The following is a 23,978-nucleotide window of genomic DNA, read 5'->3' as shown; positions in this document are numbered from 1 at the left end:
TTTTCTCGCTGAATAAATTAAAGGAGATACCATGGAACAAAATAAGCGATATGAAAAGCTTGAATATTTAAGAAAAAAATTAAAAACTTTTGAAAAAAGAGCTATGCAAAGATATGCTCAATATGATGTAAAATACTTTGACTATGATATAGGATTTGTCATTCCTAGACACATAAGAGATAGATATAGAGCAAGTTTAGGTTGGACAACAAAAGCTGTAGATTCTCTTGCAGACAGATTGGTGTTCAGAGAAATTAAAGACAGCATATATAATATTAACGATATATTTAGAACAAATAACCCAGATATATTATTCGATAGTGCTATACTTAATGCATTAATTTCATCTTGTAGTTTTATTTATATCTCAAAAGATGAAAGAGATTCAATTAGGTTACAAGTAATTGAATCATTAAATGCTACAGGGGTTATTGATCCTATAACAGGGTTACTTAAAGAGGGATATGCAGTGTTAGATAGAGATAAGAAAAATAAGCCTATTTTAGAAGCGTTTTTTGAACCTTATGTGACAACAATAATATCTAAAAATGAAGATGAAGATGAAAATATTCAAGAGATAAGACATAAAGTTCCTTATCCACTACTTGTACCAATACTTCACAGACCAGATGCGGTAAGACCATTTGGAAGAAGTAGGATTACTAAATCATGTGAGTATTGGCAAAAATATGCTAAAAGGACTTTAGAAAGGGCTGATATTACAGCTGAATTTTATTCATTTCCACAAAAATATGTAACTGGGTTGAGTAACAATGCTGAACAATTAGACAGTTGGAGAGCAACTATTGCATCCATGTTATCATTTGAAAAAGATGAAGATGGAGATTCACCAAAATTAGGGCAATTTACAACACCATCAATGAGTCCTTTTGTAGAGCAATTAAGAATGGCTGCTAGTGGTTTCGCTGGGGAAACAGGACTTACCTTAGATGACTTAGGATTTATTTCGGATAATCCATCAAGTGCTGAAGCAATTAAAGCAAGTCATGAAACTTTAAGAGTAATGGCTGAAAAAGCACAAAGAGGATTCGGGAGTGGATTCTTAAATGTAGGATATTTATCAGTTTGTCTTAGAGATGAACTAGAGTATAGACGTGAAGCATTTACTCATTTAGAAATGAAATGGGAGCCAATCTTTAGGCCTGACGCTTCAACAATATCACTTGTAGGAGATGGTGCAATAAAGATTAATCAAGCAATGCCAGGGTATATTAATAATGAAGTGTTGAGAGATTTAACGGGAATAAGAGGTGCAACAAATGAATGATATTGCACCTGAACTACTTGAGAAAATCAAAAAAGAATTTGATGAAAATTTACAAAATAATCAACTTGTAAAAGATTTAGAAAGTATTCTAGAAGCTAAATTGTCAAATTATCAAGATGCAAATGATTATGCAGTAGAATTAGGAAATGCATTATCTGAAGCTTTTAAAAGTGTATTATCGTCTGATGTACTACCAGATGGAAAAATGTATTTTAATATAGCTGAAAGAATTATAAACGATAGACTAAAAGCAAATTACAATCTAATTTCAGATTATGCAGTTGAAACTCAAACAGCATTAAATAATCAAGCAAAATTAAACATAAATGGGATTAAGCCAAAAATAAATCAATCAAGAATAGATGGAATAATCGAAAGATTATCAAATGAAGATAATTTCGACAGCATATCTTGGATATTAGGTGAACCAGTGAAGAATTTTAGTCAATCAATTGTAGATGATACAATAAAAACTAATGTAGATCATCACTATAAAATGGGATTGAAGCCAAAAATAATAAGGACAGAAGTTGGAAATTGTTGTGACTGGTGTAAAAGTGTAGTCGGTAAATATGATTATCCTAATGTTCCAAAAGATATCTATAAAAGACATAGATATTGTAGGTGTACAGTAGATTATTATTCAGGAGATGGAAGGAAGCAGAATGTTCATTCTAAAAAGTGGTATGATCCTGAAAAAGATGATAAAATAGAAATAAGAAAAAGACATAATATTCAAATAAAAGATATAAATAGAAAAGATGATAGAGAACAATATAAAAAATATATGGATATATTGGGCGAAGATAGAATGCCTAAATCTTTATCAGCATTTCAGAATTTGAAATATGATAACCCAGTAGAGTATGAAAAATTAAAAGACCATGTATTTATTCAAAATAATTTTAATAAAGGTATATGGAAAGATGAAATTAATATAGACAAACAAAAAAGACATATACAATCTACTGCAGGGGAATATAAAAGTTATTTTTATGATGACGTAGATGTGGAAAAGTTATATAATGAATATAAAATGACTGGAAGATTTAGACAAATCAAAGGTGATATTAAAAATCATGAAATAGTTGATTTTAAGGAATCAATAAATTTAGGAATTGATATATATTCGGGTAATATTGCTAATGGAATGACAATTCATTATTCAAAAACTGGATCACATTTAATTCCAACTTATCATAGAGAGGAGTAAAAATGAAATTACTAAACTATAACAATAAATATGTTAAATTAATAGATGTAGATAATAATAAATTTATTGGTATGGCTTATTATATGGATGCAGAAACCAATGAATCGGAAGAAGATATATTAGATATAAAAACTAAAGATGGTATGTATTATGGCTTCTATGAGTCAGATATTAAATCAATAGAAATACTAGAATAAAGCACAACTAACTAAAATGTTAGAGGTGCTTTTTTAATTAAAAAAATTGACCTAAGCAAGTCATAAAACTGCTTTATCAGATTGAAAGGGGATAAAATGGTTAAAATAGGGAATCAAAATCCTACTCAATCGGTAATATTGCCGTATAAAGTAAGTTTATATGAAGAATCTATAAAACTATATGAAAAATCAGAAAGGACTGCTTTACCATGGCAAAAAGGTTTAATGAAGCACATATTAGCTATAAATGATGATGGGTTATGGACTCACACTAAAGTAGGATATTCACTACCTCGAAGAAATGGTAAAAACGAAATTGTAATAATGCGTGAGTTATACGGACTCATGAAAGGTGAACAAATACTACATACAGCTCATAGAACTTCAACTTCATCATCTGCATGGAATAAATTGGTAAAAGTTATTATAAATGCTGGATATATAGAGGGAGAAGATTTTAGAAAGCTTGCACAAAAAGGACTTGAGGTTATTGAATTTTTTGCAACTGGTGGGAAAATATCATTTAGGACAAGGACATCTACAGGTGGACTTGGGGAAGGTTTTGATTTACTTATAATTGATGAAGCTCAAGAATATACTGAAGATCAAGAGTCAGCACTTAAATATGTAGTTACAGACAGTAAGAATCCTCAAACTTTATTTTGCGGGACGCCACCAACAATGGTGTCAAGTGGTACAGTATTTCTTAACATGAGAAATAAAGCACTTGAGGGAAACAGCAAAAATACAATGTGGGCTGAATGGGGTGTTGATAATGAATCAGACTGTAACGACCGTGAGTTATGGTATTTGACTAATCCATCTTTAGGATTTCACTTAAAAGAAAGAGCGATTGAGGATGAAGTTGGAGAAGATAAGATTGACTTTAACATTCAAAGACTTGGCCTTTGGATTAAATATAATCAAAAGTCAGCAATAACAGAAATTGATTGGGATAAGCTTAGAGTATTATCTATACCTATGTTAATTGGAAAATTAAATGTAGGGATAAAATATGGTAAAGATGGAACTAATGTAGCTTTAAGTATAGCTGTTAAAACATTAAGTGATAAGATATTTATTGAATCAATTGATTGTGTAAATGTAAGAAATGGTAATAGATGGATATTGGATTTTCTAAAATTCGCAGATATAGAATCAATTGTGGTTGATGGAGCTAATGGACAGAGTATATTGAATAATCAAATTAAAGAATTAAAAATAAATGCGAAAGTTATACTACCAAAAGTATCAGATGTAATCAATGCAAATGCAAAATGGGAGCAAGCGATATATCAAAAAAATATATGTCATAATAATCAAGATTCATTAAGAGCGGTCGTAACTAACTGTGAAAAGAGACCCATAGGAAGTCAAGGGGGATTTGGTTATAAAAGTCAATATGAAGATAGAGATATATCACTTATGGACAGTGCAATATTAGCATATTGGATATGTTCGGAAATTAAACCTAAAAAAATTCAAAGAATACGATATTAACACCAGCACAATAAAAGTGTTGGTTTTTTAATATAAAAAATTACCGATAACCCCGGGTAAAGGGTGAGAAAGGAAGAAAAATGTCAGAATTTAAAGTAATAGAAACTCAAGAAGAATTAGATAAGATTATTTCTACAAGGTTAAAAAAGGAAAAAGAAAAATTCCAAAATCAAATAGACGAATTAACAACTGAAAGAGATAATTTAAAAGTTCAAATTGGAGAAAAAGACAAAGCATTAGAAGAAGGAAAAACTGGAAGCGAAGGTTTAAATAATAAAATTAAAGAGCTTGAAGGTAAATTGAGTAATTATGAAATATCAAAATTAAAAACTTCTATAGCTTTACAAAATGGTATACCGTATGACTTAGCAGACAGATTAACTGGATCTAATGAAGAAGAACTGACAAATGATGCTATTAAATTAGCAGAGTATATAGGACAGAAGACACCAATTGCTCCTTTAAAGTCAAGTGAACCTAAAGGGAGCAAGTATGAAGGAAGAAACAAAGCCTTATTAGATATGGCAAATAATTTAACGAATAGAGGAGAATAAAACATATGCCAACATTAAAAACAGGACAATTATTTAACCCAGAATTAGTAACAGAAATGTTTGATAAAGTAAAAGGACATTCAGCTTTAGCTGTATTATCAAATCAAACACCAATTCCATTTTCAGGAAGTGAAATTTTTGTATTTAACTTGGAAGGAAATGCACAAATTGTAGGAGAAGGAGAAAAGAAAGAAGCAGGAGAAGCTAAAATAACTTCAAAAACAATTAAACCAGTAAAAATTGTATATCAAACAAGAGTATCAGATGAATTTATGTACTGTGTAGAAGAAAAAAAATTGCAATACATGAATAATTTCGCAAATGGTTTTGCAGTAAAAATAGCAGAAGCGTTTGATATTGCTGCAATTCATGGATTAGAACCAAAAACATTGACGGATGCATCATTTAAAGCAAAAAATTCATTTGATGGGTTAATTACTGAAAATATAACAGTTTATGATGCAGGTAGAATTGATGAAAACTTAGAAGTGGCAGTTGAACAAGTATTATTAGGTGGGGGAGTAGTAACAGGATTAGCTTTATCACCAAATGCAGGGTCAGCATTAGGAAAAGTAAAAGTTAATAATGTAGTACAATACCCTGAATTTAGATTTGGTGGCAAACCACAAAACTTTGCAGGAATGAAACTTGACGTAAATAGAACTTTAACAATAAATGGTGGTACAGCTAAAAAAGACCATGCGATTGTAGGAGATTTTGATAAAGCATTCAAATGGGGGTATGCTGAAAATGTACCAATGGAAGTTATCGAATATGGCGACCCAGATCAAACAGGTAAAGACTTAAAAGCACACAATGAAGTATGCTTAAGAGCTGAAGCATATATTGGTTGGGGCATATTAGACGAAAAGTCATTTGCAATGGTTCAAGAAGGTTAATTATGAAATATGTCAATAAAAATACTGGTGCAATCATAGAAACATCTAGTAAATTAGCAGGAGCTTGGGTTGAATATGACCCAAGTGCCCCTGTAGAAGAAAAAAAAGATGAAGTTCAAGAGGTTGTACACGTAGAAAAAGAAGAATCCAAAAAAGATTTATCTAGTGAATATGATATGGTTACAGTCGCTGATATAAAAAAAGAACTTGACGCATTTGGAATAGAATATACTCCAAAAATGAAAAAGAAAGAGTTGTGGGATTTAATGCTAGAAAGTAGGTAGTCTATGAATAAGTTAGCTACAATAGAAGATGTTAATATCTTATTTAGACCTTTATCACCTCAAGAAAGTGAAAAAGCAGAAGCATTAATTGATGTCGTATCTAACATGTTAAGATTACATGCTGAAGAAGTAAGAATAAATTTAGATGATAAAGTAAAAAAAAATGAAGCTTATAAGAGCGTTGTAAAATCAGTTATTGTAGACATTGTATCAAGGGCTTTAATGAGTTCTACTAATTCTGAACCTATGACTCAATTTAGTCAAGCTGCACTTGGATATAGTATATCAGGAAAATACTTTAATCCAGGGGGTGGAGTATTTATCAAAAGAGATGAGTTAAAAAGGTTAGGATTAAGAAAACAAAGATATGGAGCGATAGATATATATGATGTTAATTCAAGGGATAATTGTAACTTTAATAAATAGAGTAAAAATTGGAGAGAATCCACTTGGAGAACCTATTTATGAAGAAAAAGAAATTGAAGTGCAAAACGTTTTAGTTGCTCCAGCCACAGCAAATGATTTGGTAAATGTTAATGATCTTGAAGGACGAAAGACTATATATACAATAGCAATACCTAAAGGGGATATAAACATTTGGGAAAATCAAAAAGTTAAATTCTTTAATAAAACTTGGAAAGTCATTACTGAAGCAGAAGAGGGCGTTGAAAGTATGATTCCACTTGCATGGAATAAAAAGTATAAGGTAGAAAGATATGACTAGAAAATTTAAGTTTAAATTAAATAAAAAAGGCGTGTCAAAATTACTTTTTTCTGAAGAAATGAATAGTATGTTAAATACCTATGCTAATAATATTTCAGGAAAAGCTGGTAAAGGCTATGAAGGGCAAGTTGTAAGAAGTGGAGATAGACTAAAAACTTTGGTTGTTGCTAAGACTAAATCAGCAAAAAGAGATAATAACAAAAACAACACTTTATTAAAGGTATTAAGATGATAGAAAAAATAATATTGGATAATCTAAAGCAAGGACTTAATATTCCTTGTTTTTTTATTTATCCAAAAGATGACAAAATTACAGAATTTGTAATTATAGAAAAGACAGGAAGTGGGAAAAATAATCATTTAATCAATTCGACATTTACTTTTCAATCATATTCAAAAAGCGTGTATGATGCAGTTATTTTGAATGAAAAAGTAAAAAAAGAGGTTGAAAATTTGATAAAACTTAATGAAATATCAAGAATTGAATTGAATTCAGATTACAATTTCACAGATGAAGAAAGAAAAAAGCATAGATATCAAGCAGTATTTGATATCTATCATTATTAGGAGGAAATATGGGAAACAATGTAAAAAATGTAACATTCGGAAAACCTAAAGTCGGAGGAGCTATATTTACTGCGCCACTTGCAACAGAAGCAAAACCAACAGACGCAACGACAGATTTAGACAAAGCGTTTAAAAATTTAGGCTATGTTTCAGAAGATGGCTTAGTAAATTCTAACACAGCAGAAACAGAAGACATATCCGCTTGGGGTGGAGATACAGTGTTAACTGTACAAACATCTAAACCAGATACATTCACATTTACATTAATAGAAGTGTTAAATGAAGAAGTGTTAAAGGTTGTATATGGGAATAAAAACATTGAAGGAACTTTAGAAGACGGAATAACGGTAAAAGCCAACTCAACACCACAAGAAGCTAAATTATTTGTAGTAGATATGATATTAAATGGTGGGATTCTAAAGAGAATATTTATTCCGAATGGAGTAGTATCAGAAGTTGGGGAAATAACTTATACAGACGGGGAAGCCGTTGGATATGAAACAACAGTTAAGGCCTTGCCTGACGAAAAAGGTAATACACATTATGAATATATAACGAAAGGATAATTTATGGATTTTATTAAAGGAAAATTAAAAAATGGGTTTGAATACAAAATCGATAAAGAAAGTTTTAACGATTATGAATTATTAGAATTATTTTCTGAAGTTGAAAACAACAAATTAATAATAGTTAAGATAGTTAATAAAATTTTTGGTAAGCAAAAAGAAACCTTATTAAATTTTCTAAGAGATGAAAATGGAAAAGTGTCAATAAATAGCATGGAAGAAGCCATGACTGAAATATTTACATCAGTAAAAGAAATAAAAAACTAATTTTCCTTGCTAGAATTATAAAAAAATATGAAGATGAATTAATTTGTGATTTAGCTGAATATTACAACATATACGAGTACAGAGATATGCCACCACTAAAGGTAGCTATTTTTTGTATGGGCCTAAGAGATGATAGTAGAGTTAAGCAAAAATACCAAAGTATAAATTATAACTTCAATACTTTATTACTTGCTAAAGCAACAGACTTATTATCTTTATTATGGTGGGCAAAAACTAAAGATGGAAGTAAAAATCGAAATAGACCTACCATGATAACAGAGCTACTTCAATCGAGTGAAAAAACAAATGAAAATCAAGTATTTATATCTAGTGAGGAATTTGAAAAAGAAAGAAAAAGGATTATAAAAGGAGGTGCTACATGAGTGGTACACAACTAGGCAAAGCGTATGTTCAAGTAGTTCCCACAACAAAAGGAATCTCAAATTCAATAAGTGATGCATTAGCCCCTGAGGGAGAAAAAGCTGGAAGTGCTGCAGGTTCTTTTTTAGGAAAAGGATTAGTTGGTACGATTAGTAAATTTGCAGGTGCATTGGGCATAGCTAAAGTCATAAAAGACACAATTACCGAAGGAGGTAAGCTTCAACAATCACTAGGCGGGATTGAAACTATTTACGGCAAACATTTTAAAGATGTTCAAAAAAACGCTGAAACAGCATATAAAAGAGCTAATTTATCGCAAAATGCTTATCAAGAGTTAGCTACAGGATTTGGGGCTTCTCTTCTACAAGCGACCAAAGGAAATACAGAGGCAAGTGCTAAAGCATTTGATACCATGGTTGTTGATATGGCTGATAATGCTAATAAGATGGGCACTCCTTTGGAATTAATTCAAAATGCATATAATGGCTTTGCAAAACAAAATTATACTATGCTTGATAACTTGAAGCTTGGTTATGGCGGTACTAAGCAAGAAATGATGAGACTACTTTCTGATGCTGAAAAGCTAACAGGAGTTAAATATGACATCAACAACTTAAAAGATGTAGGAGATGCAATTCATGCCGTTCAAACAAATTTGAAGATTACAGGTACAACTGCAAAGGAATCAGCAGAAACATTATCTGGATCATGGGCTACCATGGGTAGTGCGTTTACAAACTTTTTAGGTAAGTTAGCATTAGGACAGGGGGCTAATACCGCTTTTATGGAATTAGTATCAAGTGCTAAAGTATTTTTAATAGATAATCTGATTCCCATGCTTTGGAATATAGCAAAACAAATACCTGGTATTTTTATAACAGCAATCACTGAAGGAATACCATTTTTGATACAAACGGGAATAGATTTAGGAAATCAACTTATTACAAGTTTGCTTAATGCATTTAATAATATAGACAGTATTCAAACTACAATATTTGGATTTATTGATAATTTAATAAATGATATTTCAACAAATTTACCTAAATTTTTAGAAAGTGGTATGAATTTTATTAATAACATTCTTGACGGAATGATTACAGTATTACCTAATTTGTATGATCAATGGTTTAATTTGTTAGATACAATAATAATTAATATTACAAATAAAATACCAGAATGGTATCAAAAGGGAAGTGAATTTATTATTAATATTATAAATGGTATATCTAAAGAAGCACCAGGATTATTGAATAAAATGTTTGAATTAATCCAAAAAGTTTTAGGGAAAATAATTGAAAGATTACCAGAATTTTTATCGAATGGAGCTAAATTAGTATTTAGCATGATAACAGGTATTCTTAATAATTTACCTAACATCATAAGTGCTATGGCTAATTTGTTGGGTAAGTTAATTTTTGAAATAGCAAGAAATCTACCTAAATTTTTAGCTAAAGGGTTAGAATTGATTGTAAAACTTGCAACAGGAATAATACAAAACATCCCTTATGTTGTATCTAAAATTCCACAAGTCATAAGTGGGATTTTAAATGCTTTTGGAGCTTTATTGTCTGGAATTTACAACGTTGGTAAAAATTTAATAAAAGGATTGTGGAATGGGATATCAGACGTTACGGGTTGGATCAAGTCTAAAATATCGGGATTTGCAAGCAGTATTTTAAGTAGCATAAAAGGATTTTTTGGAATACATTCTCCATCTAGAGTATTTAGAAATGAAGTGGGGGCTATGTTAGGTCAAGGGCTAGCTTTAGGTATTACAGATGAAGTGTCAACAGTATCAAAAGCTATGGATAAGATAGAAAATGAAGCTATGAGAGATATGAGTAACGATTTTGATTTTAATTCAAAAGGTAACTTGAAACTAAACACTCAAATTAATGATAGTGAATTAACCTTAGATAACAATAGACCTTTAGAGATTAAATTAAACATGGGCGGTAACACGTTTAGAGCGTTTAGAGAAACAATAAATTCTGCAAACGACAAAGATATGGAATTAGAATTGGCTTATTAGGAGGTGCTATGGAAGAAAGACGATATTGCAAAATAAAATATAATGATGTAGTGCTTGATGATAAGCTAAAAAACTACATGACAATAAATGTTGAAGGTAGGGGCTTAACATCTCCTACCTTAAAACTTATAGATATAGAGGGAAGTAATGGAGATTATATAGAAAGCGAAAAATATCCAAGCAAAGACATAAAAGTTTATTTTATTTTTTATACAAAAAATAACAAAGAAAGACTTGAACTTGAAGAAGATTTAAATTTAATCTTACAAACAGATCAAGAGGTTAAATTTTCATTTGATGACGAAAAAGGCTATCGCACAGGCAGATTATCTCGAACAGAAAGTATTAAATATGATTATTTTACAGGTGTTGGAAGCTTCACTATACATTGTAGTAATCCTTTTAGATATCTAGATGAAGTTACACAAAAAGGCGAAAATATAAAAATAGACTATAAAGAAAAACATTTCAAAATAGATTGGACAGCTTTTGAGTTTGAAAATACTGGAGAGGAATTTGAAATTAAAAACATTACAAGTAGGGAAAAAATAAAAGTATCAAATATAGAAAAATTAACTGGTAAAGTTATTGTATCAAAAAATAAAATCACTATAAATGGTGGTAATGTTTCTGAAAAGCTTGATTATACAGTTTCAACCTGGAAAAAGTTTAAGGTATCTAATGGAGATAGTATAGAATTTATCGGGACGAAAAACCCCTCCATAAAGTATAGAGGTGTGATGTTATGATATATATATTCAATAAAAATCAAAGTCTTATAGATGAAATAGATAAATCGCAAATATTAGAAGCTCATGAAGAGATGGTGTTGAACGGACAAATTAAAAGTATAATTAACATGCCTTATAAACAATTTAAAAAACATAAAAAAGAGATTAGATTTTTTGGATATAAAAGAGAATCTAATTTTTTTATGTATAAAATTTTAAATTATAAAAAAGAAAAATCAAGGATTGAATTAAAGGGTATACACATTCTATTTGACGACTTAAAAGGCAGAGTGATTGATGATAAGAGATTCAAAGATAAGACGGTTAAAAATATAGCTGATGTAATCTTTGATAAAACTGATTGGCATGTCTTTTCAACAGCGAAATCAAGTATTAATTTAAATTTATATAGGATATCTTCTCTTGAAGCTTTTTATAAACTATTAAAAGAAGCCAAGTGTGAATATAGAGTCAATTTGTCTTTTAGTGGTGGTAAGTTAATTAAAAAAATCTATTTTGAAGATCATATAAGTAAAGACTATGGAAAATGGTACGAGTACGGAGATAAACTAGTATCTGTGGTAGCAGAGGAAAATCATTCTAATATTTTTACAGCTTTTATTGGATTAGGTAAAGGGGAAGAGAAAAAAGATGAGGACGGCAATTCAACTGGTGGATATGGTAGAAAAATCACATTTGAAGAAGTTGAATGGTTAATATCAAACGGAAAACCTGTTGAAAAACCTAAAAATCAAAACTATGTAGAAATAAAAGAAATGACAAATATGTTTGGTTACCCTGATGGTAGTCCTAAAATTACACATATTGAATTTTCAAATATTGAAGATAAAGAAAAGTTATTACAAGCAACTTACGAATACGCGTTAGAAAACTCAAGACCTAAACTACAATTAAAGGCTTCATCTTTTGATACAGATAGAATTGAACTTGGAGAGATAGTTGCAATAATAAGACCCGATTTAGATATCAGATACAAAACTAGAATTTTCAAGATTAAAACAAATTTACTTAATGAAAAAATAAAAAGTTTTGAATTTGGAGATAAAGTAACGGTATCACAGGTAGACAGGATTAGAGTTGAAAAGGAAGAAAAACAAAAACAATTTGAACAAATAGAAAGTCTTTTAGAATCAAGGTTAAAGGATATAAATTTAGACTACTTCAACGAAGACGGATACACTTACAATCTTGACGCTAACAATGAATACAACTTACCAGCGGGTATTTACTCTTTTGACAAACCAATAAATGAGAATCCAACAAAGGTAGTTTATTTAGGGGCTGGAAAAGTTTTAATTTCAAACGAAAAAGGCACTGATGGAGCTTGGAAGTGGCAGACAGCCATAGACGGCAACGGAATAGCAGGAGAGTCTATAGGAACTCACTCCATCACAGCAAACAAACTAGCGTCAGACGTAGGACAGTCTCTTGATTTATCTTCAAATGTGTCAATCACTAATATGGTTGGAAGCATTGAAGAAAATAAAACTTATATAGATCAAAACAAAGAAGAATTAAACAACTCGATTTCCAAATTAACTCAAGAAAAAGATTCTTTTACTATTGAATTCGAGCAATTAAGACAACTATTAAGCGGAAATGAAGAAGAATTACAAAAAATTAGAGCTATTATTCAAAACGGGGTCGACAGTAATGGGAATTCATACACTGAATGGATTGGTAACGATACTAATAGTATGAGAATGAGTAGCGACGGAATGGCAATGGTTGTAGACGGAGTAGATGTAGTTAAGATAAAAGACGAAAATGTATACGCAAAAAGTATATTTGTAAAAAATAATTTAGGTGCAGGAAATCACACAATAGTTAAATATGGAGATATTTTTACAATATTTGTATGGACAGGGGGATCGGTATGGCAAGAAGTGGAACCATAAGAAGTAATACAGTTGGAGATTATTCTTATGGACTTGCGATTGATTGGAGTATAACAAGTCAATCAACTATTAATAATTCAAGCACAATATCATATAAGGTATACGGCATAAACGCTTCGGGAGGTAATGGTTGGGCAGAATATAAGAATATATCTGTAAGTATCGAAGGAGATAATGTATATTCTACAAGTTCACACCCAAACGTTAGAAAAGGAACTGTTATAAAGTATGGAACGATAACAATACCCCACAATCAAGATGGAAATAAAAACGTTTTATTCAAAGTAAGCGCTTACGTATGGGAATCGGGGAATATTAGTATTAACCAAAATGTATCGCTTGATAAAATAAATAGAGGAATATATGATGTTAGCCTTGCAAGTGGATGGGATAAGTTAAATGGAGACAAAACCATCACGTTTAAAAAATATGATAGTTCGGTTATCGTGAAAGTACTATACGCTTGGTGGGACTACAAACGAAACAAAAAAACTTATAGAAGTTATTTTGATAATAACTTAAAAGGAGCCTACTCAAGTGGTAACAGTATTAACTTTAATAATAATTTATCTGAAATAAAAAATTCATCATATAATAGAACATATGCGTGGATATATATTGAATTAGAAGTCTACACAAGTGACGGTAACACTCTCATAAATAAACATAAATTCGAGAAACAACTTAACCTTGAAGCTAGACAACCCAAAATTGATATTTCATTCGACAGAAAAGGGTATGGATTTAAATTAATTAAATCTAATCAAATATTAAACAATCAACACGAATTAATAATTAAATCTTCTCCTAAAGCATACGATGGAGCAAGCATAAAAGACACCTATATCGAATTTCAAGGGATGAAAAAAAAGGGGACTACAGCAAAATTTATATCGACTAAAACAGGATTATATAACGCAACTGTTACCACAACTGATACTAGAGGATATACCGTAAAGAACAGCGTTAAAATTAATGTTTTGCCGTACAAAAAGCCAAAACTTTTGAATTTCTCAGCGTATAGATATAGGGGCGGTGAGATTGACGTTTCAGGTTCTGATGTGAAAATTAAAGGCACTATAGAATACGATACGGCACTAACGGGAAATCGACCCATGTGGAAAATTGAACCCGCCTCATCGCACACAATTACTAAAGATATATTATACGCAACCAATCTTCCCGTAAGCGAAAGTAAGACTTACACATTAATTTGGGGTGATTCTGTTGTTGAATATAAAAGAATAATAACAATTAATAAATCAGAATTCCCTTTTGTTTTGGGGCAAAAATCTGTCGGAATAAATTATTTTCCAAAAGAAACAGATCAAGGGCTTTTTGTATCTGGATTTGGCGGCGGTACTAATCGTTATGTAGGTTTTTTTGATGGATATGTTAAGACTAAAGGAATCAACACCTTAAGGATTGAAGATATTTCTACAGGAACAAAAATATCTAACTATAAAAATTCAAAAGGGTTAGGGCTTTTATTAAAAGAAACTGACATATACTACACTTACGATGGTAAAGACTATTCATTATGGCCGTCTGTTAAAAATAACACCTCAGATAAAAAACTTAAAAAGAATATCAAGAAAACAAAGCATAAAGCTATGAATATTATAGATAGTCTCGAGTTCAAAGAGTATGATTGGATAGATGGACCATTTCATCAAGTGCATACAAATATAGGACTAATTGCACAAGATATACAAAAAATAGATGAAAGTCTAGTATATAAAGATGGAGATATACTCAAGCTTGATTTGTTGAGATTAATCAGCATTTCTCTTAAAGGAATTAAAGAATTACAAGAAGAAATAAAAGAGTTAAAGGAGAAAATTCAAAATGAAAAAAATAAAAGAACTTAAAAATGAAATTTTATTTAATGAAAAAATAAAAGAAGCTGAATTTGAAAAATTATCAAAAGCTAAAGAAGAAGTTGCAAAAATTGAAGATAAAATTGCAAATTTAGATTATAAAAAGGAAGAATTACAAAAACAAATTTCAAACATCGAAGAATTAAAAAAACAAGGGATAGATGTTGAAAATTTAGAGGACAAGAATAAGCTATTAAACGAATTAATTTTAGACAAAATAAAAAATGGAACAGATGACAAAACATATTTGAATGTAATAGATGAGTGGATCATCGATAAGATATATTCAACTGATGACATAGTAAAGAAAAACGATAAAATTTATTATGCAAACAAAGACCATAAATCTGATTACGAAAATATACCGGGTATCAACGATGAATTTTGGAGAGAAAAAGTTATTCCAGAAATCATTAAAAAAGGGGAAAACGAAGAATATGTAAAAAATATAAAAACTGCAAAAAATTGGTACGCAGAAGAAACTTATCAAGTTAACGACTATGTGATTTATTATAACAAATTATATAAAGCTACAGAAAAAATATCAAATGGAAAAATTCCAGAAGAGTATGACAAATGGATATTAATCCCAAAAGTTAAATAGGAGGTAAACATGTTTGAATATTTAAGACAATTAATAGTTACAGAAGACAATAAAGTAATCTTCATATTAACATTAATAGCAATAGCTATGATAATTGATTTTATTTCAGGAACAATTGCAGCAAAAATTAACCCAGATATAAAATTTGAAAGCAAAAAAGGAATTAACGGGATTCTAAGAAAGCTTATAAGCATTATTGTAATGATTTTCTTTATTCCACTTTCCGTAATTATTCCTAATGGAGTTGGAGCAACTTTAGTATATGTATTATACCTAGGATATTTACTAATGGAATTAAAATCAATTTTAGAAAATTTACAAAAAATGGGAGTAAATATTACATTATTTAATAATTTTATAAAAGAGATAGAAAATAATAAGCAATAAAATGGATTTTAAGCATAGTTTTTTTGATTAAGCATATAAATATATGCCTAATTTTTAATTAAATATTTAAAAAATATATAGGAACTGGGAGTAAAATATTCTAGTTCCTATTTTTATAAAAAAAAAAGGAGGAAGAATGGTAGAAAGAAAAGTAGCAGATATATCGACTTGGAATAGTGAAGATAATTTTAATTATGATATATTTGCAAAAAATATAGATGGTGTAATTTTAAGAGCTGGATTTACTGGTTGGGGTACAGGTACAGAATGTAACGAAGATAATTTATTATCTGCACACATCAGTAATCTAAGAAGAAAAACCAATTTAGGTATTTATTATTTTTCTACGGCTATGACAGAATCAATAGCAAGAAAAGAAGCTAGATTCTGTTTGGATATTATAAAAAAATATAATCTTGATATTAAATATCCTATATGGTTTGACAGCGAACACAGCGGAGATGATGGGAGAGGTATTGGACACCAATATTTAAACAGGCAGTCTTTAACAAATGTAGCTAAAGCATTTTGTGATGAGATTGAAAAAGCAGGATATCCAGCTGGTATTTATGCAAGCACTTCATGGCTAAATAATAACATGGATATGAGTCAGTTAGATTATGCTGTGTGGGTCGCTGATTATAGAGGATATAATGGCTATGGTGATGCGGGAATGTGGCAATACACATCAGAAGGAAGAGTAAAAGGATATAATGGGAATATTGATCTAAATATTGATTATAGAGATTATCCAAATAGATTTAAAAATGGGTACCATAACTCTAAAAAAATACAAAAATCAGAATGGTTAAAAGATGAGATAGGTTGGTGGTATAAACACGCTGATGGCTCATATACAAAAAATGCTTGGGAAAAAATAAATAATAAATGGTACTATTTTAATGAAAAAGGTTACATGAAAACCGGTTGGGTTAAGTATAAAGATAAGTGGTATTATTTAGACTCGAAAAATGGAAATATGATATCAAATGAATTTAGACAAATTGACAAGAAATGGTATAAATTTGATGACAACGGAAAAATGTTAGAAGAAGCATTGTTGAAAGTTAATAAAGATGGACAAATTGAAGAGATAAGATTTTAATAAAAATAGGGCTTGTATCTTAATTGATATAGGCTCTTTTTTTTATTTTAAAATTAAATTAAATATTATATAATAAAATGGAATAAAAAAATAAAGATAAAATAAATCATATTAGAAATAAATCAGGTGCAAAGAAATATATTAAATGCAACTCTAGAAGAGATTCAAGAATTAGAAAAATTAATAGAACAAAGAAAAAAGAGTTAGATTGAGATTAGTAGCATACTTTAAACATACAATAATAGCTGTATGACAGTAATGTAGTCATTATTAACTTTATACCATACCAAGTAAATTAATTATTAACCCCCTTGAAATAGCTATTTTTCAAGGGGGTTACTTTGTGGGTTAGCTACAAAGAAAAACTCACTGCCAAAAAGCAGTGAGTTCATGACCAACTCTTATATCTGATTTTTTGAGTTAGATATAAAAATCTAAGCTAGATTTTAAAACCTATGGATTATTAATCCATACTTAAAGTGTTTATGCGGTGTAACTAGTTTTTTTTCTTCGAATAATTAGTTATAGATGTAGTCGATATTTTTATTGGATATAAATTTGTAATTCCTACTTATAAAATTATGGCAGAAATGTGATAAAATGTTAATGCCAATATTGTTACATTTTTTTTATAATTAAAAGCAGACGGATTTCAAAATTTTCCAGATTTTGTCCGTAAAATTTTGAATATTTTGAAGAAAATAGCAGACAAAAAGCCTTTATTTGCCATTTTTGTCCGTAAATTTTAAGTAGGAAGGTGAATTACTTCGATAAAAGCAGATGAAATTAATGAAATTGAACATTTCATCCGTAAAATAGTTAAAAATAGAGATTTCATCCGTAAAATAGTCAAAAATAGAGATGAAATTTTTTAGTAATGTATTTTTACGAGCAAGATTTATATTAATAAGATAAAATCCGCTTATATTATTAATCTTAATTCCTAAAGGAGTTGAGTTATTGTGTAAGTGGAATTTTTTATAATTTTATTTTTCTTTATTTAAATCTGATTGTAAATTTTCTATATCAGTAATAGCTTTATTTATAATTTCGCTTTCGGATTTTCTAAAAAATCTTTTTTCATTTATTATCATGGTGTTATGTTATAATATTTTTGAGGTGAAATATGAAACAAGCACTATATAGAAAGTATAGACCTAAAAACTTCGATGAAGTTTTTGGACAAGATAGTATTACTACGATACTTAAAAATCAAATAAAAAATAATAAGATTTCGCATGCTTATGTTTTTTCTGGTACTAGAGGTACCGGTAAAACTTCCACAGCAAAAATATTTGCGAAAGCTGTAAATTGCTTAAATCCTGTAAATGGTAATCCATGTAATGAATGTGCTAATTGTAGGTCAATATTAACGGAAGAAAATATGGATGTTATTGAGATGGATGCTGCATCAAATCGTAGGATTGATGATATTAGACAACTTAGAGATCAGGTTATTTATCCACCAACATCACTAAAATATAAGGTTTATATAATTGATGAAGCACATATGATTACAAATGATGCTTTTAATGCTTTGTTAAAAATTATGGAGGAACCACCTAAGCATTTAATATTTATACTTGCAACTACAGAAATTGATAAGATTCCAGATACAATTTTATCTAGAACTCAGAGATATGAATTTAAGTCTTTATCAGAAAATGATATTACTAAGCAAATAAAATTTATATTAAATAGTGAAAATATTGAAATGGAAAAAAGAGCTATTGAGATAATAGCAGGTGTTGCATCCGGAGCAATGAGAGATGCTCTTTCTATTTTAGATCAAGTTATATCTATAGGAAATAAAAATATCTCGACAAATCAAGTTACTGATTTATTAGGAATATTTAGTGATGATGTTAAGTTTAGATATGCAAAATCAATTTTTAGCAAAGATATTAAGAGTTTGATATCTATAATTGATGAAGAATTGGACAAGGGAAAAGATTCTCATAATTTTATAAAAGAAATAATTACATTTTTTAAGGATTTAATTTATATAAAAGTTGGAGTTAAAGAAGATATATATGATGGATTGATATCTTCAATATCATTAGATCAAATAATAAATTCAGTAGAGATTTTATTGGATTATGAAGAAATGATGAAAAAATCTGATAGTGCTAACTTACTTTTCAGAGTAGGAAGTATTAGATTAATAGATTATTTACCTAGAAAACAATTAGAAGCTAAGGTTAAGAATCTTGAGGAAAGGTTAGATTTTATTGAAAAAAATGGCTATAAAAATTTTGAAGATAGACAAGATAATGGTACAATTATAGATAGTGATTCGGAAAATAAAGTTAGTATATCAGTTGAATCAAGAGATGATTTTTTAACTGATGATATTTATAAAGATGAACCAGAAGTTTCAAACACTGATGATATTGATGCTGTAAAGATTTTTAGAAATATAATCAATGAAAAATATCAAACAGCAAATATGATTTTTGAAGGATTGAAAAATACAGAACATAAAATAGGTAAAATAATTTTTTATATAGATAAAGAGCATATGCCTATGAGATTAAGTATGAACTTTTTCTTTAAAAAAGCATGTGAAGAATTGTCTAAAAAATTAAATAGAACTTATGAAATTGAATTTTTAGAATTTAAAAATCACAATAGTACAAATAGTGATGAAAAAATTAATAGGTTAAAAAGCTTATTTTCAGAAGGTGAATTAATTATAAAAGATAAAAAATAGGAGGATATATGTCAAGAAGAGGTGGATTCGGCGGAGGAAACATGAGCCAAATGATGAAACAAGTACAACAAATGCAAAAAAAGATGGAGCAAGCTCAAACAGAAATTGAAGAGCAAGTATTTACAGCAACAGCTGGCGGTGGAGTTGTGGAAGTAGAAGCAAATGGGAAAAAACAAATTTTATCCATTAAAATTAGTCCGGATGCAGTAGATCCAGAAGATGTAGAAATTTTACAAGATATGATTCTTACTGCAGTAAATGATGCAATATCACAAGTTGAAAAGTTCTCAGAAGAAAAAATGGGTAAGTTAACTGGTGGTATATCATTACCAGGTATGTTTTAATAGATTATAAAGGTGTTGCAATTACTTTGTAGCACCATTTTTTAATATATAAGTTTAAGAGGGAAATATGTTTGAATATCCGGGACCGGTAGAAGATTTAATTGAAAATTTAAGAAAATTGCCGTCAATTGGTAGAAAATCTGCTCAAAGAATGGCACTTCACATTGTAAATATGGAAAAAGAAAGTATTGAATCAATTATTAAGTCTTTAGAAAATGTAAAAAATAATATAAAAAAGTGCGAAATATGTGGGAATATTACAGAAAATGAGGTGTGTGACATCTGTTCCGATAATAGAAGAGATGATAGTGTAATTTGTGTAGTTGAAGATGTTACAAATCTTTTAACTATTGAAAAAACTAATACATATACAGGAAAATATTATGTATTAAATGGACTTATTAATCCTAATTATTTAATAGATACGGAAAATATCAATATAGATAATTTAATTAATTATGTAAATAGCGGCAGAATTAAGGAAATAATTTTTGCGATTTCTCCAACTGTTGAAGGAGAAACTACAATGCTATTTATTAAAGAATTAATAAAAGATAAAAATATAAAAATTACAAGAATTGCAAGTGGTATTCCTGTTGGTGGTAATTTAGAATATTTTGATGAAATAACTTTATCTAAAGCTCTAGAAGATAGAAAAACAATAAAATAATCAATAATTGACAACTATATTTTTTGATATATATGATAAGATATGATAAAAATATCACAAATTTCATTCTAAGGGGGGAAAATGAAAAAAATAATGAGCTTAATGTTATCTTTAGTTTTAGTATTAACTTTGGTAGCTTGTGGTGAAAAGAAAGTACCCAAAGATAACAATAAGAAAGAAACAAAAATAGAAGAAAAGAAAGAGGATAAAGTTTCTTTTGAAAGGACACCAGCTAAAGCTAAAGCTGAAATAGTAAAAATAGGGTTAGGATCGTCAGTCGGGTTATCGGCAAAACCATTAAAAGATGGTAAAGGCGATGCTGTATCAAATGTTACAATTGCAGGATTAGCTTTTGATAAAGAGGGTAAAATAGTTGAAGCATATATAGATGTCGCTCAAAGTAAATTTTTGTTAAGGGATGATGGTACATTTGCTAAAAAACCGTCAGAAGTACAATTTATGACTAAACAGGAAGTACAAGATAAATATGGAATGAAAAAAGCGTCAAAAATAAAAAAAGAATGGTTTGAACAAGCAAATGCATTTCAAAAATACATTTTAGGAAAAACAGCAGAACAAGTTTTAGGCATTGAAACTACCAAAAAAGATGATAATCATTTAAGTGTTCCTACACAAGCCGACTTAGTTTCATCAGTAACTATGGATATTGGAGAATTTCAAAAAGCTGTTAAAGCAGCATGGGATAATGCAGTAGAAGTTAAAGGGGCAAAAAACTTAGGATTAGGAGTAACAACTATTTTAGGTCAAGCTACAAAGGAAGCTAAAGGTTATAAAGGTGCTTCTGTGCAATTTGAAACAATTGTTGTGTTGACAGCTACAGATAATAAAAGTGTAGTAGTGAAAACAGTTATAGATAATGCACAAAACACAATATCATTTAATAAAGATGGCTCGATAATGACAGATTTAAAACAACAGGGAACAACTAAAAAAGCTTTAGGTGATAAATATGATATGAAAAAAGCATCAAAAATAAAAAAAGAATGGTTTGAACAAGTTCAAGGTTTAGAAAAATTTGCTGAAGGAAAAACAGCAGATCAATTAGTTGCTCTAAAATTAGAAAAAGGTAAAGCAACAGATGCTGACCTATTAGCTTCTACAACAATAACTGTAGAAGGTTTAATTAAGACATTAGTAAGTTCAATTAAAACATCTAAATAATTTATAGGAATTGAAAATACTAGGGTGATATTCATCCTAGTTTTTTATTTGTTAATCATAATATTTATCCGTAGTAGCATTGAAAGTGTACAATAAAAAGCAAGAGAAAAAAAGTGGGATATTTTTCGACTACTCTTCTATAATATATTCTAAAAATTCTTTATCACTGATATTTCTTTCAACAAAATCAGGATCCATATGGCATAAGAAATGCCATTCATTCGAATTGTTTTCTTTATACAAAATTGCTTCACCATCTTCTGAACCGGCAAAACTCCTATCAACATTAAATCCTTTTTTTTCTAGAAGGTTTTTGACATGTATGTATTTTTTTTCTCTTTTGTTTATATAATCTTTTACTTTTTCGTTGCTAATAACGTATGCATCAACTTTGGTAGCACCTGAAATCATCCCAAATCCTTTGTTAGAGAGGTTTGGAAGTTCATACCAGTCAATATTTATTAATTCATCACCAGAAAAAGAAAATTTGGTGAAGGGAATGATGTGATTGTTGAATTTTATTTCTTCATAGTCTTTTAAAGCTGAAAAATCTATTGTTTCATATTCAAATCCGTCTTTCGATTTTATTTTATAGCCGGGAATTAAATTTAGAAATTTTCTTCCTTGCTCTATAGTTTCAAAAAGTCCAAACTTATGTTCAAAATCGTTTTGGTATAGTACCAGTAAAAACATGCTTACCTCCTAAATTGCTTTGTTACGTCAATTATACTATATATTCTTAGTTATTTGTAGGTTAAGTAAAAAAGTTCATTTATTTAGTTAATAAATCACATATTTAATTGATTTAAATATCTACTATATTATTTTATGATGGTATTTTTTATTTAAATTTTAAGATTTAGTAGTATAATATAAAAATATAGTTTTAAATTTAAAAAGGGGGAAATTTTGAGAAAAATTTTAAGTATATTACTTTTATTAATGGTTTTGGGCGGCTGCACGAAGCAAGAAAAGCAAAAATTTAATACGATTTTTTATGATACATTTGATACTCAAGTTCAGTATTTGGAATACGCAGATAATAAAAAAGAATTTGATAAAAATGCCAAATTTGTAGAATCGGAATATAAGAGACTTCATAAATTATATGATAATTATCGTAGTTATGAAGGTATAATAAATGTAAAGACATTGAATGAAAACGCAGGGAAAAAGCCGTTAAAAGTGGATAAAGATTTATTTAATTTAATTAAATTTTCAAAAGAAAATTATGATAAAACTTTAGGTAAAGTAAATATAGCTATGGGAAATGTACTTACAATTTGGCATGATATTAGAGAAGAAAATGTTGGTAAAGAAGATGATAGAAAGACTATTATACCTAAAAAAGAAGATTTAATAAAAGCAAATAAATATTCAGATATAAATGAAGTAGTATTAGATGAAAAAAATATGACGGTATTTATAAAAAATTCTAATACAAGTATTGATTTTGGAGCGGTAGCTAAAGGCTATGCTACAGAGCTTGTAGCGAAAAAATTGGAATCTAAGGGTGTAAAAAATGCATCCATAAATGCTGGTGGTAATGTTAGAACGATAGGTCTTCCAGGAGATGGAAGAAAGGAATGGAAGATAGGTCTTCAAAATCCTGATGAGAACAACAAAAAAAGTATTAAGATATTAAATATAAATGGTTCTAAATCAATAGTTACAAGTGGTGATTACCAAAGATTTTTTATGCATAATGGTAAAAGATATCATCATATAATTAATCCTAAAACACTTCAACCTGAAACAATTTATAGAGCTGTATCGGTAGTTACAGATGATTCAGGGTTGGCAGATATGCTTTCAACAGCTTTATATTTATCTACTAAAGAAGAAGCTAAGAAAATATTGGAAAATTATAAAGATGTGGAGATTGGTATTGTATGGGTTGATGATAAAGAAGCGACAAATACTGAAAATATGAATAAAATAATCAATAAAGAAAATTAAAAAAGAGGATAA

Annotated in this window: 27 protein-coding genes; 26 read left to right on the top strand and 1 reads right to left on the bottom strand. The window is 29.1% G+C overall.

Annotated elements, in window-relative coordinates:
* Nucleotides 1-31 precede the first annotated feature (31 nt).
* From ABGF45_RS05340 to ABGF45_RS05220, 25 genes are all read left to right on the top strand, one after another.
* A complete protein-coding gene (locus ABGF45_RS05340) occupies nucleotides 32-1,288 on the top strand; it encodes a hypothetical protein (protein WP_408112673.1) in 1,257 nt (418 codons plus the stop codon).
* Nucleotides 1,281-2,501, top strand: a complete 1,221-nt coding sequence (locus ABGF45_RS05335; RefSeq protein ID WP_408112674.1) for a polymorphic toxin type 50 domain-containing protein — start codon at nucleotides 1,281-1,283, stop codon at nucleotides 2,499-2,501. The genes ABGF45_RS05340 and ABGF45_RS05335 overlap by 8 nt, the downstream gene beginning before the upstream one ends.
* A gap of 2 nt (nucleotides 2,502-2,503) precedes the next feature.
* Nucleotides 2,504-2,698: a hypothetical protein gene (locus tag ABGF45_RS05330; RefSeq protein WP_408112675.1), complete on the top strand. Its 195-nt coding sequence runs from the start codon at nucleotides 2,504-2,506 to the stop codon at nucleotides 2,696-2,698.
* Nucleotides 2,699-2,794: 96 nt separating this feature from the next.
* Entirely contained in the window at nucleotides 2,795-4,198 is a 1,404-nt protein-coding gene (locus ABGF45_RS05325; protein ID WP_408112676.1) for a terminase, read from the top strand.
* An 80-nt stretch (nucleotides 4,199-4,278) separates the two neighbouring features.
* Nucleotides 4,279-4,752, top strand: coding sequence for a DUF4355 domain-containing protein (locus ABGF45_RS05320; RefSeq protein WP_408112677.1), 474 nt, complete (start codon nucleotides 4,279-4,281; stop codon nucleotides 4,750-4,752).
* 5 nt (nucleotides 4,753-4,757) lie between these two features.
* The gene (locus ABGF45_RS05315; RefSeq protein WP_408112678.1) at nucleotides 4,758-5,651 is read left to right on the top strand and encodes a phage major capsid protein; all 894 of its coding nucleotides are present in this window, start codon (nucleotides 4,758-4,760) and stop codon (nucleotides 5,649-5,651) included.
* Nucleotides 5,652-5,653: 2 nt separating this feature from the next.
* Nucleotides 5,654-5,935 carry a hypothetical protein gene (locus tag ABGF45_RS05310; RefSeq protein ID WP_408104446.1) on the top strand — a complete coding sequence of 94 codons (282 nt, stop codon included), beginning with the start codon at nucleotides 5,654-5,656 and terminating at the stop codon, nucleotides 5,933-5,935.
* Nucleotides 5,936-5,938: 3 nt separating this feature from the next.
* Nucleotides 5,939-6,361: a phage Gp19/Gp15/Gp42 family protein gene (locus ABGF45_RS05305; protein ID WP_408112679.1), complete on the top strand. Its 423-nt coding sequence runs from the start codon at nucleotides 5,939-5,941 to the stop codon at nucleotides 6,359-6,361.
* Nucleotides 6,321-6,659, top strand: a complete 339-nt coding sequence (locus ABGF45_RS05300) for a hypothetical protein (protein WP_408112680.1) — start codon at nucleotides 6,321-6,323, stop codon at nucleotides 6,657-6,659. Before ABGF45_RS05305 ends, ABGF45_RS05300 begins: the two co-directional genes overlap by 41 nt.
* Nucleotides 6,652-6,891 (top strand): hypothetical protein, encoded by a 240-nt coding sequence (locus tag ABGF45_RS05295; RefSeq protein WP_408112681.1) that lies wholly within the window; start codon nucleotides 6,652-6,654, stop codon nucleotides 6,889-6,891. Before ABGF45_RS05300 ends, ABGF45_RS05295 begins: the two co-directional genes overlap by 8 nt.
* On the top strand, nucleotides 6,888-7,226 hold the full coding sequence (locus tag ABGF45_RS05290) for a hypothetical protein (RefSeq protein ID WP_408104450.1): 339 nt from the start codon (nucleotides 6,888-6,890) through the stop codon (nucleotides 7,224-7,226). Before ABGF45_RS05295 ends, ABGF45_RS05290 begins: the two co-directional genes overlap by 4 nt.
* An 8-nt stretch (nucleotides 7,227-7,234) precedes the next feature.
* On the top strand, nucleotides 7,235-7,792 hold the full coding sequence (locus ABGF45_RS05285; RefSeq protein ID WP_408112682.1) for a phage tail protein: 558 nt from the start codon (nucleotides 7,235-7,237) through the stop codon (nucleotides 7,790-7,792).
* 3 nt (nucleotides 7,793-7,795) lie between these two features.
* Nucleotides 7,796-8,059, top strand: a complete 264-nt coding sequence (locus ABGF45_RS05280; RefSeq protein ID WP_408112683.1) for a hypothetical protein — start codon at nucleotides 7,796-7,798, stop codon at nucleotides 8,057-8,059.
* A 116-nt stretch (nucleotides 8,060-8,175) separates the two neighbouring features.
* Nucleotides 8,176-8,442, top strand: a complete 267-nt coding sequence (locus tag ABGF45_RS05275; RefSeq protein ID WP_408104453.1) for a DUF5361 domain-containing protein — start codon at nucleotides 8,176-8,178, stop codon at nucleotides 8,440-8,442.
* Nucleotides 8,439-10,472, top strand: coding sequence for a hypothetical protein (locus tag ABGF45_RS05270; protein ID WP_408112684.1), 2,034 nt, complete (start codon nucleotides 8,439-8,441; stop codon nucleotides 10,470-10,472). Before ABGF45_RS05275 ends, ABGF45_RS05270 begins: the two co-directional genes overlap by 4 nt.
* Before the next feature lie 8 nt (nucleotides 10,473-10,480).
* Nucleotides 10,481-11,221 carry a distal tail protein Dit gene (locus tag ABGF45_RS05265; RefSeq protein WP_408112685.1) on the top strand — a complete coding sequence of 247 codons (741 nt, stop codon included), beginning with the start codon at nucleotides 10,481-10,483 and terminating at the stop codon, nucleotides 11,219-11,221.
* Nucleotides 11,218-13,122 (top strand): phage tail spike protein, encoded by a 1,905-nt coding sequence (locus ABGF45_RS05260; RefSeq protein WP_408112686.1) that lies wholly within the window; start codon nucleotides 11,218-11,220, stop codon nucleotides 13,120-13,122. Before ABGF45_RS05265 ends, ABGF45_RS05260 begins: the two co-directional genes overlap by 4 nt.
* Nucleotides 13,101-14,993, top strand: coding sequence for a tail fiber domain-containing protein (locus tag ABGF45_RS05255; RefSeq protein ID WP_408112687.1), 1,893 nt, complete (start codon nucleotides 13,101-13,103; stop codon nucleotides 14,991-14,993). The genes ABGF45_RS05260 and ABGF45_RS05255 overlap by 22 nt, the downstream gene beginning before the upstream one ends.
* Nucleotides 14,971-15,606 (top strand): hypothetical protein, encoded by a 636-nt coding sequence (locus ABGF45_RS05250; protein WP_408112688.1) that lies wholly within the window; start codon nucleotides 14,971-14,973, stop codon nucleotides 15,604-15,606. The genes ABGF45_RS05255 and ABGF45_RS05250 overlap by 23 nt, the downstream gene beginning before the upstream one ends.
* Nucleotides 15,607-15,615: 9 nt before the next feature.
* On the top strand, nucleotides 15,616-15,993 hold the full coding sequence (locus ABGF45_RS05245; RefSeq protein WP_408112689.1) for a phage holin family protein: 378 nt from the start codon (nucleotides 15,616-15,618) through the stop codon (nucleotides 15,991-15,993).
* Nucleotides 15,994-16,129: 136 nt separating this feature from the next.
* Nucleotides 16,130-17,098, top strand: coding sequence for a GH25 family lysozyme (locus ABGF45_RS05240; protein ID WP_408112690.1), 969 nt, complete (start codon nucleotides 16,130-16,132; stop codon nucleotides 17,096-17,098).
* A gap of 1,126 nt (nucleotides 17,099-18,224) precedes the next feature.
* Nucleotides 18,225-19,811: a DNA polymerase III subunit gamma/tau gene (dnaX, locus tag ABGF45_RS05235; protein WP_134743892.1), complete on the top strand. Its 1,587-nt coding sequence runs from the start codon at nucleotides 18,225-18,227 to the stop codon at nucleotides 19,809-19,811.
* Nucleotides 19,812-19,819: 8 nt separating this feature from the next.
* Nucleotides 19,820-20,155, top strand: coding sequence for a YbaB/EbfC family nucleoid-associated protein (locus ABGF45_RS05230; protein WP_134711327.1), 336 nt, complete (start codon nucleotides 19,820-19,822; stop codon nucleotides 20,153-20,155).
* Between the two features lie 67 nt (nucleotides 20,156-20,222).
* On the top strand, nucleotides 20,223-20,825 hold the full coding sequence (recR, locus tag ABGF45_RS05225) for a recombination mediator RecR (RefSeq protein ID WP_134711326.1): 603 nt from the start codon (nucleotides 20,223-20,225) through the stop codon (nucleotides 20,823-20,825).
* A gap of 81 nt (nucleotides 20,826-20,906) precedes the next feature.
* Entirely contained in the window at nucleotides 20,907-22,007 is a 1,101-nt protein-coding gene (locus ABGF45_RS05220) for a hypothetical protein (RefSeq protein ID WP_134743891.1), read from the top strand.
* A 129-nt stretch (nucleotides 22,008-22,136) separates the two neighbouring features.
* Here ABGF45_RS05220 and ABGF45_RS05215 read toward each other — a convergent pair whose 3' ends face one another.
* Nucleotides 22,137-22,700 (bottom strand): hypothetical protein, encoded by a 564-nt coding sequence (locus ABGF45_RS05215; RefSeq protein WP_134743890.1) that lies wholly within the window; start codon nucleotides 22,698-22,700, stop codon nucleotides 22,137-22,139.
* Between the two features lie 216 nt (nucleotides 22,701-22,916).
* Between ABGF45_RS05215 and ABGF45_RS05210 the strand changes: the two genes are divergently transcribed.
* Nucleotides 22,917-23,966, top strand: a complete 1,050-nt coding sequence (locus tag ABGF45_RS05210; RefSeq protein WP_134743889.1) for an FAD:protein FMN transferase — start codon at nucleotides 22,917-22,919, stop codon at nucleotides 23,964-23,966.
* Nucleotides 23,967-23,978: the final 12 nt, after the last annotated feature.

This window comes from Helcococcus sp. KG196 (genome assembly GCF_046035495.1).
Lineage (GTDB): Bacteria > Bacillota > Clostridia > Tissierellales > Peptoniphilaceae > Helcococcus > Helcococcus ovis.
The sequence above is the reverse complement of the archived record's forward strand: the minus strand, read 5'-3'. Positions and strand labels throughout refer to the sequence as shown.

Excerpts from the sequence above, each read along its gene's own strand:
- dnaX (WP_134743892.1), top strand. The coding sequence starts at position 18,225 with ATGAAACAAGCACTATATAGAAAGTATAGACCTAAAAACTTCGATGAA.
- ABGF45_RS05250 (WP_408112688.1), top strand. The coding sequence starts at position 14,971 with ATGAAAAAAATAAAAGAACTTAAAAATGAAATTTTATTTAATGAAAAA.
- ABGF45_RS05330 (WP_408112675.1), top strand. The coding sequence starts at position 2,504 with ATGAAATTACTAAACTATAACAATAAATATGTTAAATTAATAGATGTA.
- ABGF45_RS05335 (WP_408112674.1), top strand. The coding sequence starts at position 1,281 with ATGAATGATATTGCACCTGAACTACTTGAGAAAATCAAAAAAGAATTT.
- ABGF45_RS05215 (WP_134743890.1), bottom strand. The coding sequence starts at position 22,700 with ATGTTTTTACTGGTACTATACCAAAACGATTTTGAACATAAGTTTGGA.
- ABGF45_RS05265 (WP_408112685.1), top strand. The coding sequence starts at position 10,481 with ATGGAAGAAAGACGATATTGCAAAATAAAATATAATGATGTAGTGCTT.
- ABGF45_RS05290 (WP_408104450.1), top strand. The coding sequence starts at position 6,888 with ATGATAGAAAAAATAATATTGGATAATCTAAAGCAAGGACTTAATATT.
- ABGF45_RS05300 (WP_408112680.1), top strand. The coding sequence starts at position 6,321 with ATGATGTTAATTCAAGGGATAATTGTAACTTTAATAAATAGAGTAAAA.
- ABGF45_RS05245 (WP_408112689.1), top strand. The coding sequence starts at position 15,616 with ATGTTTGAATATTTAAGACAATTAATAGTTACAGAAGACAATAAAGTA.
- recR (WP_134711326.1), top strand. The coding sequence starts at position 20,223 with ATGTTTGAATATCCGGGACCGGTAGAAGATTTAATTGAAAATTTAAGA.
- ABGF45_RS05270 (WP_408112684.1), top strand. The coding sequence starts at position 8,439 with ATGAGTGGTACACAACTAGGCAAAGCGTATGTTCAAGTAGTTCCCACA.
- ABGF45_RS05275 (WP_408104453.1), top strand. The coding sequence starts at position 8,176 with ATGGGCCTAAGAGATGATAGTAGAGTTAAGCAAAAATACCAAAGTATA.
- ABGF45_RS05285 (WP_408112682.1), top strand. The coding sequence starts at position 7,235 with ATGGGAAACAATGTAAAAAATGTAACATTCGGAAAACCTAAAGTCGGA.
- ABGF45_RS05310 (WP_408104446.1), top strand. The coding sequence starts at position 5,654 with ATGAAATATGTCAATAAAAATACTGGTGCAATCATAGAAACATCTAGT.
- ABGF45_RS05295 (WP_408112681.1), top strand. The coding sequence starts at position 6,652 with ATGACTAGAAAATTTAAGTTTAAATTAAATAAAAAAGGCGTGTCAAAA.
- ABGF45_RS05320 (WP_408112677.1), top strand. The coding sequence starts at position 4,279 with ATGTCAGAATTTAAAGTAATAGAAACTCAAGAAGAATTAGATAAGATT.
- ABGF45_RS05280 (WP_408112683.1), top strand. The coding sequence starts at position 7,796 with ATGGATTTTATTAAAGGAAAATTAAAAAATGGGTTTGAATACAAAATC.
- ABGF45_RS05340 (WP_408112673.1), top strand. The coding sequence starts at position 32 with ATGGAACAAAATAAGCGATATGAAAAGCTTGAATATTTAAGAAAAAAA.
- ABGF45_RS05255 (WP_408112687.1), top strand. The coding sequence starts at position 13,101 with ATGGCAAGAAGTGGAACCATAAGAAGTAATACAGTTGGAGATTATTCT.
- ABGF45_RS05230 (WP_134711327.1), top strand. The coding sequence starts at position 19,820 with ATGTCAAGAAGAGGTGGATTCGGCGGAGGAAACATGAGCCAAATGATG.
- ABGF45_RS05315 (WP_408112678.1), top strand. The coding sequence starts at position 4,758 with ATGCCAACATTAAAAACAGGACAATTATTTAACCCAGAATTAGTAACA.
- ABGF45_RS05240 (WP_408112690.1), top strand. The coding sequence starts at position 16,130 with ATGGTAGAAAGAAAAGTAGCAGATATATCGACTTGGAATAGTGAAGAT.
- ABGF45_RS05305 (WP_408112679.1), top strand. The coding sequence starts at position 5,939 with ATGAATAAGTTAGCTACAATAGAAGATGTTAATATCTTATTTAGACCT.
- ABGF45_RS05220 (WP_134743891.1), top strand. The coding sequence starts at position 20,907 with ATGAAAAAAATAATGAGCTTAATGTTATCTTTAGTTTTAGTATTAACT.
- ABGF45_RS05260 (WP_408112686.1), top strand. The coding sequence starts at position 11,218 with ATGATATATATATTCAATAAAAATCAAAGTCTTATAGATGAAATAGAT.
- ABGF45_RS05325 (WP_408112676.1), top strand. The coding sequence starts at position 2,795 with ATGGTTAAAATAGGGAATCAAAATCCTACTCAATCGGTAATATTGCCG.